Source organism: Nocardia sp. NPDC056952, from assembly GCF_042674185.1.
Lineage (GTDB): Bacteria > Actinomycetota > Actinomycetes > Mycobacteriales > Mycobacteriaceae > Nocardia.
The window spans coordinates 196,033-211,714 of sequence record NZ_JBHURA010000005.1 but is presented as its reverse complement, the minus strand read 5'-3'; the positions used below and the strand labels follow the sequence as shown (position 1 = coordinate 211,714).

General features: G+C 70.4%; 10 protein-coding genes. 5 read left to right on the top strand and 5 right to left on the bottom strand.

What is annotated here, in order from left to right:
* Positions 1 to 81: 81 nt before the first annotated feature.
* Positions 82 to 2,238, bottom strand: coding sequence for an ATP-dependent DNA helicase UvrD2 (locus tag ACFTS5_RS19755; protein WP_378632849.1), 2,157 nt, complete (start codon positions 2,236 to 2,238; stop codon positions 82 to 84).
* A gap of 111 nt (positions 2,239 to 2,349) precedes the next feature.
* On the opposite strand from ACFTS5_RS19755, the gene ACFTS5_RS19750 reads away from it, so the two are divergent.
* Complete coding sequence (locus ACFTS5_RS19750) at positions 2,350 to 2,583, top strand: mycoredoxin (RefSeq protein WP_143876199.1); 234 nt, start codon at positions 2,350 to 2,352, stop codon at positions 2,581 to 2,583.
* Between the two features lie 9 nt (positions 2,584 to 2,592).
* Here the strand turns inward: ACFTS5_RS19750 and nudC are convergent, their stop codons facing one another.
* The 4 genes from nudC to ACFTS5_RS19730 all read right to left on the bottom strand — a co-directional run bounded on the left by nudC (position 2,593) and on the right by ACFTS5_RS19730 (position 12,134).
* Complete coding sequence (gene nudC, locus ACFTS5_RS19745; RefSeq protein WP_378632846.1) at positions 2,593 to 3,483, bottom strand: NAD(+) diphosphatase; 891 nt, start codon at positions 3,481 to 3,483, stop codon at positions 2,593 to 2,595.
* A 45-nt stretch (positions 3,484 to 3,528) separates the two neighbouring features.
* Positions 3,529 to 4,584 carry a potassium channel family protein gene (locus ACFTS5_RS19740; protein WP_378632844.1) on the bottom strand — a complete coding sequence of 352 codons (1,056 nt, stop codon included), beginning with the start codon at positions 4,582 to 4,584 and terminating at the stop codon, positions 3,529 to 3,531.
* A 150-nt stretch (positions 4,585 to 4,734) separates the two neighbouring features.
* Positions 4,735 to 8,328, bottom strand: a complete 3,594-nt coding sequence (locus ACFTS5_RS19735; protein WP_378632841.1) for an ATP-dependent helicase — start codon at positions 8,326 to 8,328, stop codon at positions 4,735 to 4,737.
* Entirely contained in the window at positions 8,325 to 12,134 is a 3,810-nt protein-coding gene (locus ACFTS5_RS19730; RefSeq protein WP_378632839.1) for an ATP-dependent helicase, read from the bottom strand. Before ACFTS5_RS19730 ends, ACFTS5_RS19735 begins: the two co-directional genes overlap by 4 nt.
* 115 nt (positions 12,135 to 12,249) lie before the next feature.
* Here ACFTS5_RS19730 and ACFTS5_RS19725 point away from each other — a divergent pair, with 115 nt between their 5' ends.
* The 4 genes from ACFTS5_RS19725 (at position 12,250) to ACFTS5_RS19710 (ending at position 15,640) form a co-directional block, all read left to right on the top strand.
* Positions 12,250 to 13,038: an alpha/beta fold hydrolase gene (locus ACFTS5_RS19725; protein WP_378632836.1), complete on the top strand. Its 789-nt coding sequence runs from the start codon at positions 12,250 to 12,252 to the stop codon at positions 13,036 to 13,038.
* Between the two features lie 4 nt (positions 13,039 to 13,042).
* Positions 13,043 to 13,333: an MGMT family protein gene (locus tag ACFTS5_RS19720; RefSeq protein ID WP_378632834.1), complete on the top strand. Its 291-nt coding sequence runs from the start codon at positions 13,043 to 13,045 to the stop codon at positions 13,331 to 13,333.
* 134 nt (positions 13,334 to 13,467) lie between these two features.
* The gene (locus ACFTS5_RS19715; protein ID WP_378632831.1) at positions 13,468 to 15,207 is read left to right on the top strand and encodes an NTP transferase domain-containing protein; all 1,740 of its coding nucleotides are present in this window, start codon (positions 13,468 to 13,470) and stop codon (positions 15,205 to 15,207) included.
* A 277-nt stretch (positions 15,208 to 15,484) separates the two neighbouring features.
* Positions 15,485 to 15,640 carry a hypothetical protein gene (locus ACFTS5_RS19710; protein WP_156677410.1) on the top strand — a complete coding sequence of 52 codons (156 nt, stop codon included), beginning with the start codon at positions 15,485 to 15,487 and terminating at the stop codon, positions 15,638 to 15,640.
* Positions 15,641 to 15,682 lie beyond the last annotated feature (42 nt).

Below are 15,682 nucleotides of genomic sequence, written 5' to 3'. Positions count from 1 at the left end.
GAACAATTACCGCGCACCGGGATCACTCTCGGTGCGTGTTCTCCACCATAGGCAATGATCGAGAACCGAACAACTTATTTTCTACCTGGGGTTTTGTGCTGTTGCCCGCAAACGTGACGCAACGATGGCGAGCACATCGGCACCGTACTGTTCGATCTTCTTCGCGCCGATACCGGCGATGGCCGCCAGCGCGGCGTCGTCGGCGGGCAGCTGTTCGGCGATGGCGGTGAGGGTGGTGTCGGTGAACACCACGAAGTCACGCCGCTGGAGCGCTTCGGCCTTCTCGGCTCGCCATTCCTTCAGCGCCTCGAGCAGCTGGGGGTCGACCTCGCCCGGGCAGCGCCTGCACCGGCCGAGCATGGTGGCGTAGGTGCCGATCAACGGCTTGAGGCACACCCGGCACAGCGGACGTGGGGTGTCGGCCTTGACCGGGACTTCCACGGCGATCCGCGAGGCCGCCGAACTGTCCGGAATCAACCCGTTGAGGAACCGCGACCGGGTCACCGGCCGATAGTCACCGCCCGCTTGCAGCCGCCGCTGGGTCCACGACAGGCTCAGATGTTCGCGTGCCCGCGTGACACCGACGTAGAGCAGCCGGCGCTCCTCCTCCAGCCCGGCTTCGTCGACGGGCGCGTTCTTCCGGCCGAGCACATGGAAGATCGGCAGCGTGCCGTCGGTGAGCCCCGCCAGGAACACCGCGTCCCATTCCAGGCCCTTCGCCGCGTGCAGCGAGGCCAGGGTGACACCGTCGACGATCGGCGGATGCTTGGCCTCGGCGCGGGTCGCGAGCTCACGCAACAGCGCGGTGAGATCCATGTCGTCGTCGTGGCTGACCAGTTCCTCGGTGAGCTGCACCAGCGCCAGCAGCGCGGACCAGCGTTCCTTCGCCTGCGCACCGGCCGGTTCCTCCGCGGTGAGCCCGACCGGGGCCAGCGCGGCCCGCACCAGCGTGATCAGCGACGACCCACTGCGCGCCTCGTCGGGCAGATCGTCGCGGGCGTCGACCTGACGCAGCGCCGACACCGCCTGACGTACTTCCTGACGCTGGAAGAACCCCTCGCCGCCGCGCACCTGGAACGGAATCGCCCGCGCGCCGAGCACCTGTTCGAACGGTTCCGACAGTGCGTTGGTCCGGTAGAGCACCGCGATCTCGGACGCCGGGGTTCCGGCGGCGATCAGCTTCTCGATCCGCCCGGCGACCGCGACGGCCTCGGCCTGCGCGTCGGCGTACTCGGCGAATTCGGGCTCGGGGCCGTCGGGCCGCTGACCGATCAGGGCAAGGCGGGTGCCCGCGATGCGTCCGCGCGCGGCGCCGATGACCTGGTTGGCCAGCGACACCACCTGGGGTGTCGACCGGTAGTCGCGTTCGAGCCGCACCACGGTGGCGTCGGGGAAGCGCCGGGAGAAGTCGAGCAGGTAGGACGGGGTGGCCCCGGTGAACGAGTAGATGGTCTGGTTCGCGTCGCCGACCACGGTCAGGTCGTCGCGCTCGCCCAGCCACGCGTCGAGCACGCGCTGCTGGAGCGGCGTCACGTCCTGGTATTCGTCGACGACGAAACTGCGATAGCGACCACGGAATTCGTCGGCGACGGCCGGATAGTCCTCGAGTGCGGCCGCGGTGTGCAGGAGCAGGTCGTCGAAGTCGAGCAGCAGGCCGTCGGCGGAGGCTTTCGCGGATTCGTAGCCCTGGTACACCTCGGCGACCTTGGCGACGTCGACCGGCGCGTCACGATGATGTCTGGCGGCAGCGGCCGGATAGTCCTCCGGGGCGATCAGCGACGCCTTGGCCCATTCGATCTCGCTGAGCAGGTCGCGCACCATTTCGGTGGAGGCACGCAGCCCCGCCCGCTGCGCGGCCTGCGAGACGATGGGGAACTTGCTATCGATCAACCGCCACGGCACATCCCCCACCACCTGCGGCCAGAAATACCGCAACTGCCGCAGCGCCGCGGCGTGGAAGGTCCGCGCCTGCACCTGCCCGGCATCGCCCCCGAGTCCCATCGTGCGCAGCCGATTGCGCATCTCCCCCGCCGCGCGGGCGGTGAACGTCACCGCCAGCACCTGGTCGGCCTTCACATGCCCACCCGCGATCAGGTGCGCGATCCGATGCGTGATCGTCCTGGTCTTACCGGTCCCCGCACCCGCGAGAACACAGACCGGCCCCCTTGGTGCCCGCACCGCGGCGGCCTGTTCCGGGTCGAGGGCGGTGAGATCGAGTGCTGGCACGCGCACCATCATGACAGCGCCCACCGACAACGTGCCGCGACGCCCGCGGATGCAGGGGCAAGGAACACAGCGCCCCCTCGCGACGTTGCACATCGCGTGACTGAAGCAACCCCAGATCTGACGATGTACTCGACCACGTGGTGCGGCTACTGCCGGCGCCTGCGGACCCAGCTCGACGAGGCGGGCATCACCTACTCGGTGATCGATATCGAGGACGATCCCGCTTCGGCCGAGTTCGTCGGCAGCGTCAACAACGGCAACCACGTCGTGCCGACGATCAAGTACCGCGACGGCTCCACCGCGACCAACCCGTCGCTGGCCGCGGTCAAGCAGGCATTGGCCGCCCAGCAGGCCTGATTCGCCGCGTCACTCCGCCCAGGACTCGATGATCGAGCGCGCGATCGAGATGGACCCGGGGACGAGCAGCCGGGCGCCGGGTTCGCGCGCCGACCAGTCGCCGACCCGCAGTGCCGCGCGGACTTCCTCGCGGGTGAACCAATGCGCCTCGGCGATCTCGCCATCGGAGAACACGAGTTCCTGGGCGGGGTCGCCGACCGCGGCGAAGCCGACCATCAGCGAGCGCGGGAACGGCCACGGCTGGCTGCCGAGATAGTCGATATCGCGCAGGTCGACACCGACCTCTTCGCGGACCTCGCGTTCCACGCAGTGTTCCAGCGATTCACCGGCTTCGACGAAGCCTGCGAGCAGGGAGAACATCGTCTCCGGCCAGCTCTGCTGACGGGCCAGCAGCACTCGATCGGCGCCGTCGTGGACCAGGCAGATCACGGCGGGGTCGATCCGCGGGAACTCTTCCTCGCCTGCCGCGGTCAGCCGCGACCAACCGCCGCGCGCCGTCGTGGTCGCCGTGCCGTCGCCGCCGTGATACCCGGCCCGATCGTGCCAGTTGAGCAGCGCGTACGCGGTGGACAGCAGTTCCGCGGTGAAATCGTCGACAGCGCCGAGCGTGCGCAGATCCTTCAGGGTGCCGTCCAGATCGTCGGCTCGCACCGCCCACAGGTGACTGCCGTCGACGGCACCGAGGAAGACCGCGCCTTCACCGGGCTCCTCGGCCACCGAGACGGCCGCGTCGAGGACGATCTTGCCGTCCTCCACCCGCACTTTCCCCCGCGCGTCGATACGCAGAATCTTCGCTTTCCCCCACCCTTCGCGCAGGGCGCCGGGATCGAGCCGGGCGTGCTCGGCCCGGTCGATGGTGGAACGTGACAGCAGCGGAACGTTTTTCAGCCGGAACGACACGTTCCGAGCATAGAGCGACGGCGCAGGTGCGGCTCGGGCGGCCGACTACTTTCCGGCGCGACGGATGTAGAGCAGCTTGTCGCCGGTGTCGAGGGCATCGACCTCGGGTTCGCCGACCCTGATCAGCGCGCCGTTGCGCACCACACCGAGCACGATATCGCTGAGGTGGCGCGGCGATCCGCCCACTTCGCTCGCCTCCACCTCGCGTTCGGCGACGGCGAAGCCCTGCTCGGGTGTGAGCAGGTCCTCCATCATCTCCACGACCGTCGGCGTGGTGGTGGCGATACCGAGCAGCCTGCCCGCGGTCTCCGAGGACACCACCACCGAGTCGGCGCCGGATTGACGGACCAGGTGGGTGTTCTCCGCTTCGCGGATGGCCACCGAGATCTTGGCCGTCTTGTTCAGTTCGCGCGCGGTGAGCGTCACCAGCACGGCGGTGTCGTCGCGATTGGTGGCGACGACGACCGCGGCAGCACGCTGCACCCCGGTCAGTCGCAGCACATCGGACTTGGTCGCCGAACCGTGCACGGTCACCAGGCCCGCGGCGGCAGCGGCCTCTAGCGCGATGGGATCGGTGTCGACCACCACGATGTCGGACACCTGGATCCCGTCACCGACCATCGCATCGATCGCGGTCCGGCCCTTGGTGCCGTAGCCGACGACGACGGTGTGATTACGCACGGTGTGCCTCCATCGCTGAATCTTGAATGCCTGCCGCGACCGTTCGGTCAGCACGCCGAGAGTGGTACCGACCAACACGATGAGGAACAGGACGCGCAGGGGGGTGATGACGATGATGTTCACCAACCGCGCCGACGGGGTCACCGGGGCGATATCGCCGTAGCCGGTGGTCGACAGCGACACCGTGGCGTAGTACATCGCGTCCAGGAACGACAGCTCGTCGCCGGTGTTGTCGCTGTAGCCGTGGCGGCCGACGTAGACCACAGTCGCGGCGGTGAACAGCAGTGCGATCGCGAACAACACGCGACGGGTGAGCGAAACCCACGGACTGGACTGCGCCGCCGGGATCCGCAACAGACCGACCAGGGCGTAGTCGGGACTGCTGCTCAACCCGACCGGGTTGCGCGTGTCACCGAACATGCCTGCTCCTGTATTTCTGGCGGCTGGCGCCGCGTGTTCTCGGCCTGGGTACCTTGATCGTCCCGCCCGCCGGGCACTCCTTCGCCGCACCCTCTGGTCAGGCCAGATCAAGGCGGCCGAAAACCCGGCGGCGACCGCAACACTATCGGCTCAGTGGGTCTCGTGTGGATCGGTGTCGGCGTTTTCCGGTGCCGCGTCGCGGATGAGGCGCTCCAGCTCGGCGGGGCCCGCCAGTTGCGCGGGGGCGATGGTGCGGCCGGAGCGGATGTAATGGAATGCGGCGCCGACACGTTGGAGCATCCGGTCCTCGGTCTCGCCGGTGCGGGTGGCCATCAGGCGGGCCCAGGCGAGGCGGTAGACGGCCAGCTGCATGGCGACGGCGGGCTCGTCGGCGGGGCCGGGTTCGGCGCCGGTCTTCCAGTCGACCACGATCCAGCGGCCGCCGGGTTCGGCGAAGACGGCGTCCATGCGGCCGCGAATCACCGTGCCCGCGATGCTGGTTTCGAAGGGCACTTCCACGTCGACCGGGTTGCGGTGCGCCCATGGCGAACGGCGGAAGGCGGACTGCATGGCGGCGAGTTCCTGGTCGGCGCGTCCCATTTCGGTGGCGCTGTCGGCGGCGCCGGGCAGTTCGTCGAGGCCGAGCAGCTGTTCGGTGCCGAACCAGGATTGCACCCAGGCGTGAAAGGCGGTGCCGCGCCGGGCCATCGGGTTCGGGGGGTACGGGAGCGGGCGGCGCAGGCGGGCGGCCAAGCGGGTCGGGTCGGCGCGAAGTTCGACGAGGGCGGTGGCGGGGAGTTGGCCGGGGAGTTCCACCTGCTGTTCGGCTAATTCGGCGGCGGTGAATTCGGCGAGGAGGGCGTCGACATCGTTGACCCAGCCCTCGGGATCGTCGATCTCGGCCTGATCCTCGGCGGTGCTGTCGGCAACCGAGGTGCCGCTGCGCAATTCGTCGAGTGCTTCGCGGACGAGTGCGGCGCCCTGTTCGATGGGATCGCGACGGTGGCCCAGTGGGTCGCGTGGCCACGGGGCGGTCGGTGGGTTGTCGGCGAACGGGTTCACCGCGTCCGGTGGTGGCTTGTCGTCCCAGCGGGCGACGGTGGCGACGCCGTAGGCCTCGCTGTCCGGGTTCTCGTTCGCTTCCTTGAGCTCGAGCAGGAAGTCCGACGGGCCCTTCTGCGAGGTCCCCGTCTCGGGCCAGTAGTAGGCCGAAACCAGCAGCACCCGTTCGGTTCTGGTGAGGGCTACGTAGAACAGGCGCCGTTCCTCGTCGAGCCGGCGGCTCTTGAGCGCGTCCTTGTGATCGGCGATCGCGTGTTCGAGTTCGGAGCGGTCGCCCACGGCGCTCAAGTCGAGGACGGGCACGCCCTCGGACGCGTCCGGCTGGGCGCGGTCGCCGCGCAGCGTGGTGGGGAGTTCGGTGAGCGCGCCGAGCCAGGTGCTCAGCGCGGTGGTCGACGGGAACACCGTGGCGCTCACGTGCGGCACCGCGACGACTTCCCATTCCAGGCCCTTGGCGGCGTGCACGGTGAGCACCTGCACCCGGTCACGCGCGACCTCGACTTCGCCCGGCTCCAAACCGTTTTCGACCGATTCCGCCGCGGTGAAGAAGGCCAGCAAGCCGCTCAGTGACGCCCGGGAATCGGCCGCGTACCCGGCGACCACCTCGGCGAAGGCATCGAGGTGCTCGCGTCCGGCGCCGCCACCGGCGATCGCCCGCCTGGCCTGGGTCTCGACCCCGACGCCGATGGTCCGTTCGACATCGGCGACGAGTTCCACCAGCGGCTGCCCACTGCGTTCGCGCAGCGCGGCCAGCTCCTCGCTCAGGGCCGCGATCCGCGCGAACCCGGCCTCCGAATACTGGTCCGCCGCACCGGGGTCGGCGATGGCGTCGGCGAGACCGGCTTTCTCGGTCGGTTCGGGCGCGACCTCGCGCAACGCCGTCGCGAGTCCGGCCGCGTCGGTGATGGCGTCGGTGGCACCCGACCCGCTGCTGATGGACAGCATCTGCGCCCGCCGCGCCAGCGCGGCCAGGTCCGCCACCCCGATCCGCCACCGGGCCCCGGTGAGAATGCGGACCGCCGCGCTCCCGGTCCCCGGCTCGGCAATCAACCGCAGCGTGGCGACGATATCGGCGACCTCCGGCGTCGCCAGCAACCCACCGAGCCCGACGATCTCCACCGGCAATCCCTGCTCGCGCAACGCCTCTGCCAGCGGCGCCGCATCGGCATTGCGCCGGATGAGCACCGCCGAGGTAGGCGGCGGACCCTCGTTCTCCCGCGCCGTCGCCCACTCGCGCGCGATCCGCTCGGCGATCCAGTCCCGCTCCTGCGCGATGGTTTCGGTCAGCGCGAACTCGACGACCCCCGCATGCGATTGCGGCTTGGCCCGCAACGCGTCCACCGTCGCCCCACCAGCGGCCCGCGCCACCGCCCGCAACGGATCCGCCACCAGGTTCGCCAGCGCCAGCGCTTCGGGCGGGTTCCGCCAGCTGGTCAGCAGCGGCAGCACCGGCGCGGGGACCCCTGGCGCAGCAGGGAAATCGGTGGCGAACCTCGGCAGGTTGGCCGCCGACGCGCCCCGCCATCCGTAGATGGATTGCATGGGATCACCCACCGCCGTCACCGCGAGCGGGGCGGCTTCCTCTGCCGCCGCGTCCGGCGACCGCGTGCCCGAGATGCCGTCCTGCTGTCCACGGTCGCGAACCTGCGGGGATGCCGAATCCTGCTCATCCATCGCGAACAAGGTGTCGGCTTCGCGAGTTCGGGCCGGGGACGCCTCACCCCGGATCAGAACGGGCTGTCGCTGCCGATCCCGTTGTACCGCTTCGGCATTGCCGAACAGCGCCGACAACAGCACCCGTTGCGCGTGCCCGGTGTCCTGGTATTCGTCGAGCAGGACCAGTTTGAACCGCGCGCGTTCGGCGGCCGCGACTTCGGGATGGTCGACGGCCAATTGCGCGGCCAGCGACATCTGGGAGCCGAAATCCAGTGCGCCACGGCGGTTCAGGGCTTCGGCGAGCTGGCGAACCAGCGGGAGCAGGGCGACGCGCTCCCGTTGCGCGGTCACCACGCCGACCAGCGCCTGGCTCGGTCCGCCGCGTTGCCGGGGGCCCGCGGGCAGCGTGTAGACGAGTTTCTCCAGTTCCGCGTGTGCCTCGGCCAATTGCTCCGGTTCCACCAGATGTTCGGCGAGCTGCCCGGACAGGGCGAGCACCGCCTCGGTCACCGAGACCGGCGTGCGATCGGTGTCGAGATCGCCGTCCCAGGACCGCACCACCTCGTGCGCGAGCTGCCACAGCTGGGTCTGGGTGAGCAGTGCCGCCGAGGGTTCCACCGGCAACAACAGTCCGTGCGCGGTGAGCAGCCTGCCCGCGTACGAGTGGTAGGTGCTGATCTCGGGCTCGGCACCGGCGACGATCGTGCGCAACGCGCCGCTGGGATCGATCTCACGCAGCAGCGGCGCGCCCGCCAACCGGGCGAGCCGGGTCCGGATCCGGGAGGTCAACTGCTGGGCGGCTTTTCGGGTGAAGGTCAACCCGAGCACTTCGTCCGGAGCGACCAGCTGGTTGGCCACCATCCACACCACGCGCGCGGCCATCGTCTCGGTCTTGCCCGCGCCCGCGCCCGCGACGACCAGCGTCGGCTCCGGCGGCGCGGCGATGACCGCCGACTGCTCATCGGTCGGGGGCGGCAGGCCGAGCGCGTCGGCCAGCCGTTGCGGGGTGACGCGCACACCGCTCACTCGTCGGTCACCTGCCGTCCGGTGTCCTGCACCGGGCAACTGCCCGCGACCGGGCAGTGCCGGCACCCGTCGTTGCGCACCGCCAGATAGCCGGGCCCGCGCGTCGCGTCGGCCGCGTCGTGAATGGTGGTGCGCCACTGATCGAGACCGTCGCCGTCGAGCGCGCTCTGGGTCCGTTCGGCCGCACCGGTCTTGCGGTTCGGCTTGGCGACATAGACCAACCGCGCGCCACCGGGGTCGGTCACAGGGGCAGGTTCGTCGGACTCGTCCTCGTCCAGCGCCCCGTGCGCGGCCGCCACCTGGTAGGTCGCCAGCTGCGCGTGATCGGCCACCGCCTTCTCACTGACCGGCGTCTTGCCCGTCTTCACGTCGACGATGACGAAGCGCCCCTGCGCATCTCGTTCGAGCCGATCGATGCGACCCCGAATGCGCACGGCCCGTGCGCCTTCCGTGCGTGCGGGCAGCACACAGTCCACCGGCACCTCCACCCCGGCCTGGGTGAGTTCGCCGCGCGTGGTGCGCACCCAGGCGAGGAAGGTCTCCAGCATCGTCTCGGTGCGGCGCAGTTCCTGGCGCGAATGCCAGCCGTCGGCCGGGTCGACCGTTTTCCACGCCTGATCCAGCGCCGCCCGCACCTGCGCCTCGGGGACATCGCCCGCCAGCGCCTGCACGAGCGTGTGCACGAGATTGCCCTTCACGGCGTGCGGATTGTCACCGTCGGTGCCGCCGTGCCGTTCCAGGGCCCACCGCAGCGGACAGGTGCGCAGCAGTTCGACCGTCGACGGTGACAACCCGATCGGGGAGTCGTCGTCGTCCCAGAGTTCGCGCTGCGAACTGAGTTCGGCGGTGCCGTACCAGTCGCCGGGGTCGGTACCGGGCACACCCGCGTCGGCCAGGCGCGCCAGCTGCCGTGCGGCCCGGTCACGACGCTCGGGGTCGGCACCGGGATCACACACCACCCCGCGCAGTTCGGCGACCAGCGCGTGCATCACCAGCGCCCGCCCGGGATCGGCGACCGGCAGCGCGCCGGGTTCGCCGCTGTCGTCGTCGCCGACGAGTTCGGTGAGAAACCGCGAGGGCACCAGATCCTGGTCTCCCGCGGCGGATTCGACGGCGGTCACCAGCAACGACCGTCGCGCGCGGCTGCACGCCACGAGCAGCAGCCTGCGTTCCTCGGCCAGGATCGGCGCGGCCCGGCTCACGGTCGCGCTCGGGTCGACCCCGGCGACCAGGTCGACGAGGTCCTCGGTGTGCAGCAATGTGCCCCGCGAGCGCGGGTTGGGCCAGATGCCCTCCTGCACGGCGGCCACCGCCACCACGTCCCATTCCCGGCCCGCCGCGGCGTGCGCGCTGAGCAGGGTCACCGCCTCGCCCTCCGCGGTCAGCGGCCTGCCCTGTTGCGCGAGTTGCTGATGCAGCAGATATTCGACGAACCCGTCGATGCTCGCCTTGGGCAACCGGTCGACGTAAGCGGCTGCGGCATCGAACAATTCGACGGCCGCGTCGAGGTCGCGGTCGGCCTGCATGCCCGAGGCCCCGCCGCGTCGCGACTGCCGGAACCAGCGTCGCTCCAGCCGCGAATTCGTCCACAACGTCCACAGCACGTCTTCGAGCCCCTGCCCTCTGGCCTGGGTCTCCTTCGCCTTCGCCACCGCGCGCAACACGCGACGCAGCGGCGCCGCCTCGACCTCGGTGAGCCCGTCGAGCAGCCGTTCCTCGCCGATACCGACGATCAGGTCACGCAACACCTCGGCCGAGGACTGATCGATCAGCGGCACCGCGGGCGACTCCGGGCGCGCGGTTTCCACGACAGTGCGCACGGCAGGCGGGTTTTCGGCATCGAGGAGATCGATATCGTCGGGCAGCCGTTCGGCGATATCCCAGTCCGGTTCCGGTTCCGGGCGCAGCGGATCCTCGGGGTCAGGGGGCGGCAACCATTCGTCGTCGATCGGATCCGGTTCGGGTTCGGCGATTTCCGGCGCGGGCACGGCTTCGTCCCAGAGCAGGAACTGGTCGGCGCCATCGACGAAGGGTTCGGCGAGCGCACCCGTGCGTTCCAGGTCGAGCACGCTGCGCCGCACACCGCGCCGCAATCGGCGCAGGGCGATCTGGTCGGCCCCGCCGAGCGGCCCGGACAGCAGATCCATCGCGTCGTCCGACGAGAACATCGCATCGATCGCCCGACGCGAACCCGGCCGCGACGCATCCCCCGCCAGCAACACCCGCAGCGCCAGCACCATCCACGCCGCGCCGCGCCGACGTGCCAACGGCTCGGCTACCGCGGGCCTGCGCACCGGTACCCCGGCCGCCAGCAGGGCCCGCCGCAACGGCGCCAGCGACAATGGCACCGACCGCACGATCACCGCCATCGCCGACCACGGCACACCATCGGTGAGGTGCGCGCGGCGCAGATGGTCGGCGATCAGCGCCGCCTCCTTCGCCGGAGTCGACAACACCCGCACTCGCACACTCGACTCGTCGGTGGGCGGCAGATCGGCCGGGGGCGTCCACTCGTCATCGGGCGGTGGTTCGTCGGCGGGAGGCAGATCCGCCGGGGGCGCCCATTCGTCATCAGGTGGCGGTTCGTCATCGGGCGGCAGATCCACTGGCACCGGCCGAAGATCTGGTTCCGCGCTCGGGCCGGCGGGCGCGAACAGATCAACGTCAACTTCGATTCCCGGACCCTGGGCGACAGGCTGACCGAGGGGCTCGGGTGGTTCGTTCTCCTGTCCCGGGAGTACCCGGTGCCGTGCGCTCCCGGGCAACCTCGCCGCGATGCGCGCATTCGCCAAGCGGATCGGCGCACCACTGCGATGGTTGTGACGCAGGATGATCCGCCGCTGCGCGACGGTGTCGAGGTCGGTGAGGAAGTGCGAATCCGCGCCGCGGAAGGTGAAGACGGCCTGGTCCGGGTCGCCGGTGACGACGGTGCTCGCGCTGCCGCTGCCGATGGCGCGCACGAGTGTCGCGGCCTGCGGGTCGAGGTGCTGTGCGTCGTCGACGAGCAGGTAGCGGATCCGATCCCGTTCGGCGGCAAGCAGATTCCGGTCTCCGGCGAGGGCATCGAGCGCCGCGCCGACCAGTTCCGCGGCGTCGAGCGCGGGCGCGGTGGCCTCCGGCGCGGCGACACCGACCGACCACCGCAGCATCGACGCCTGTTCGTACCGCTGGAAGAAGCGCCCGGCCGCCACCCAGGCATCGTTGTCGTGCTCGCGACCGAGCGCCATCAGGTCTTCCGGGCCGAGCCCGCGCTCGGTCGCGCGCAGCATCAGGTCACGCAGTTGCTCGGCGAACCCGCCCAGTGCCAGTGCGGGCTGTAATCGCGGCGGCCACAAACCGCCCGCCCCCGCTTCGATGTCGGCGAGATCTCCGCGCAGCATCTCCCGCAGCACCGCGTCCTGTTCGGCGCCGGTGAGCAGCCGCGGCGGCGGATTGCCGTGCAGGTCCGCGTGCCGGCGCAGCACCGAGAACGCGTAGGAGTGCAACGTGCGCACCATCGGTTCCCGGCTCGCGCCCGGGATACCACCCGCGGCAGGTCCCAGCTGGTGGGTGATCGCATCCCGCAACGCCGCGGCCGCGTGCTTGGTGTGCGTGAGGACCAGCACCGACGCCGGGTCGGCACCGTCGGCGATCCGCGCGGTCACCAGATCCACCAGCAGCGCGGTCTTGCCCGTCCCCGGCCCGCCCATCACCTGCCACGGTCGCCACCCGGGACGCGGCGGCGCGGGCTGGGCTTGCTCGGCGAACAGCGCGCGAACGGACGCACCCCAGGCCCGCGGCCGGGGCGCCCGCGTTGTCCGGCGCACGAGTCGCACCGAGCTATCCGATCGCACCACATCGGCTATTGCAACAGACCAGTCCGACACACCGGCGCACCCCTACCGGAGGGACACGCTGCGAGACCTCGCGCGACCGGCCAGAATGGCAGTCGTGTCGTCGCTTCATGTGCACCGATTCGGCCCCGCCGACGGTCCCGTCGTCCTCGCCCTGCACGGTCTCACCGGCCATGGCAACCGGTGGGAAACCCTCGCCACCGAGCATCTGCCCCAGGCCAGGATCATCGCCCCCGACCTGCGCGGACACGGTCGTTCCACCTCGCTGCCGCCCTGGGATCTGGAAACGATCGTCGCCGATCTCGCGCAGCTGCTGCGCGCCGAGACCGACGGCCCGGTCGTCGTGGTCGGCCACTCCTTCGGCGGCGCCGCCGGCATCCATCTGGCCCGGCAGCACCCCGATCTCGTGCGGGCGCTGGTCCTGCTCGATCCCGCCATCGGCATCGACGCCAAGCTGATCGAGCAGGTCGCCCTCGCGAACCTGGCCTCCCCCGATTACACCGATCTCGCCGAAGCCCGCTCCGACAAGCAGGTCAGCGCGTGGGGACCCGACGAGGTCGATCCCGAGGTGCTGGAACGGGAGTTGGCCGAGCATCTCGTGCCGACCGAGGGCGGCCGGGTCGGCTGGCGCATCTTCCAACCGGCGATCACCTCGTACTGGGGTCAGCTGGCGCGACCGTTCGTGCTGCCGCCCGCCGACCTGCCGACGGTGCTGGTGCGCGCCGCCAAGGTGCAGCCGCCGTATGTCACCGCGGAGTTCCTCGACGCCCTCACCGCCCACCTCGACACGTTCACCGCCGAGGTCTGGGACTGCGACCACATGGTCGCCCAGGCCCGCCCCGCCGACACGGCCGCGCTGATCGCCGCGGTGCTGTAGCCCGATGGCCGTCACGACGGAGGAACAGGTGGAGAAGGTCCGCGAACTGGTCGCCGCGATTCCGCCCGGCCGGGTCGCCACCTACGGCGATATCGCCGCCGCGGCCGGGCTGTCCTCGGCCCGCACGGTCGGCTGGATCATGCGCACCGATTCCGCCGACCTCCCGTGGCACCGCGTCATCGGCGCGTCCGGACGTCCCGCCGCCCACCTGGCCGCACGTCAGCTCCGGCTTCTCGGCGAGGAGGGCGTCCCGATCGTCGACGGCCGGGTCGTTCTGCGGACGGCGCGACTCTGAGCACGCCGATCGTTGCTCCGCATCCGCCACCGACTTCCCGGCGGGAGCGGCACGCTCGGCTGCGGGGGCTCTAGCATCCGGGCCGCGCCTACTAGCATGACTTTCGTGCCGATCACCCGATTCCGAGTCAGCCGATGACCGCCGATGCGATCGTGCTCGCCGGTGGGCGAGCCAGTCGGATGGGTGGCGTCGACAAACCGGCGATCATGATCGGTGGGCGGTCGATGCTCGATGCCGCGCTGGATGCGGTGCGCGACTGCGCCGAGGTCGTCGTGGTCGGTCCGCATCGTCCCGAACTCGACGCGCGGTTCGGGCAGGTTCGTGAGGTGCCACCGGGTTCCGGCCCGGTCGCGGCGATCGGCACCGGTCTCACCGCACTCGGCTCCACCGCGCCCTTGGTCGTCGTCCTCGCGGCCGACATGCCCTTCCTGACCGACGTGACCGTCCACGAACTGCTGCGCAGCGCAACCGAGTCCACCGCTGATGCCGTTTTCGCGATCGATGCTTCCGGTCGTCCGCAGTACCTGGTCGGTGTCTGGCGACGCAGCGCGCTGGTGGCGGCGCTGGCCGAACTGGATTCACTGGTGAACCAGCCGATGAAAGCCATCGTGCCCGCCGAGACCGTCCTGGTCGAGCTGCCCGACATCGCCGACTGCGATACCGAGGAAGAGGTCCGCCGCGCGCGCGAATCCTTGGCCACCGACCGCGCGTCGGCCCGCCTCGATCTCACCGAAGCGCGCGAGCGCATCGGTTCCGGCCTGACACCCCTGGTCACCTACGAGGCCGCGCTGGGCGAAGTCTCCGGTGCCGCGCTGGCCGCCGCGATCACCGCCGCGGGGCCACTCCCCCGCTTCGATGTCTCGGCGATGGACGGTTACGCCGTATGTGGCGACGGCCCGTGGCAGTTGCGCCGCGACGTCGGATTCGCGGGTGGTGCGCGACCGGCGGGCCTGCTGCCCGGCGAGGCGGTGCGCATCGCCACCGGCGCCCACGTTCCGGACGGCACCACGTCGGTGGTGCGCGACGAATTCGCCGCCATCACCGGCGACGAGCTGGCCCGCCTGCCCGACAGCCCGATCCGCGGCGACGTCCGAAAGAGCGGTGAGGACAGGAAGATCGGCGACCTCGTCGCACCGGCGGGCACCCGGGTCACCGCCGCCCTGCGCTCGGCAGCGGCCTCGGTGGAGGTCACCACCGGCACGGTTCGCGGACCGGTGCGTGCCCGAATTGTCATGACCGGCGACGAGATTCGCAGCACCGGCCCGCTCCAGACCGGCCAGACCCGCGATTCGATCGGGCCCGTCCTGCCAGATCTGCTCGCGGGCTGCGGCGTTCGCGTCACCGACCGAGTCCATCTGCGCGACACCGCCCACGGATTCGACGACATGCTCACCGGCACCTCGGATTTCGACCTGATGGTCGTGGTCGGCGCCACCGGCGGCGGCGCGGCCGATCAACTCCGTACCGCCATCGCCCGAGCCGAAGCCCGCGTCCTGGTTCCCCGACTCGCCCTGCGCCCAGGCGGTTCCACCGTCGTCGCCGAACTGCCCACCGGCCAGACCGTCCTCGGCCTTCCCGGCAACCCTTTCGCCGCCATCGCCGTCCTCCTCGCCCTCACCCCCGCGATCGTCGCCGCCCGCACCGGCTCCCCCCTCCCCCGAAAAATCCTCGGCCCGCTCCACAACGCCGCCGACATCACCGCCCCGGTCCAGCGCATCACCCCCGCCCGCTACGCCCCCGACGGCGGCTGGCTCGGCGACCCCACAGTCCGCACCGCCCACCTCGCCGGCCTGATCGACCGTGACGGCCTGGTCATCGTCCCCCCGAATGCCACCGACGGATCGATCGTCGAATTCATCCCCCTCCCCTCCTGACAATGACCGAGATCGAATCTCGCGCACTCGCCGCAATTCTCGCATTGTCACAGAACGGCGAAGTCCGGATTAATTGGCCCGCAGCACGCCGAAGTGCGCTTGACACGCCGCATTCGCACAGGTCAGAAACCTATTTTCGCCGCAGGTCTACCCTCGTGCCGTAATGGTGCTTATTGTTGGACGAGTCAGGCGTGGGACGCCCCGCACGCGAGGTGGATTGCGTCGGACAGTGCGTTGAAGGCTTAATCACTTATCCCTCGGAAAGGACCGTGTGGAGATGGCTGACAAGTCTAAAAAAGCACCGAAGAAAATGCCCAAGCAGATGCCGCGCCAGCAGCAGGAGCAGCGGCAGGAGCAGGGGCAGGACTCGCAAGGGATGACGCGAGCAGGCCAGGACGATCGGCGTGAACAGCGCCGCCCCGGCCATCACTGAAATACGTGTGTCGACGAGCCGCCGGTATCGCTACCGGCGGCT

Coding starts and splice junctions, on each gene's coding strand:
- ACFTS5_RS19755 (WP_378632849.1), bottom strand. CDS start 2,238: ATGATGGTGCGCGTGCCAGCACTCGATCTCACCGCCCTCGACCCGGAA.
- ACFTS5_RS19750 (WP_143876199.1), top strand. CDS start 2,350: ATGTACTCGACCACGTGGTGCGGCTACTGCCGGCGCCTGCGGACCCAG.
- ACFTS5_RS19740 (WP_378632844.1), bottom strand. CDS start 4,584: ATGTTCGGTGACACGCGCAACCCGGTCGGGTTGAGCAGCAGTCCCGAC.
- ACFTS5_RS19725 (WP_378632836.1), top strand. CDS start 12,250: ATGGCAGTCGTGTCGTCGCTTCATGTGCACCGATTCGGCCCCGCCGAC.
- ACFTS5_RS19720 (WP_378632834.1), top strand. CDS start 13,043: ATGGCCGTCACGACGGAGGAACAGGTGGAGAAGGTCCGCGAACTGGTC.
- ACFTS5_RS19715 (WP_378632831.1), top strand. CDS start 13,468: ATGACCGCCGATGCGATCGTGCTCGCCGGTGGGCGAGCCAGTCGGATG.
- ACFTS5_RS19710 (WP_156677410.1), top strand. CDS start 15,485: ATGGCTGACAAGTCTAAAAAAGCACCGAAGAAAATGCCCAAGCAGATG.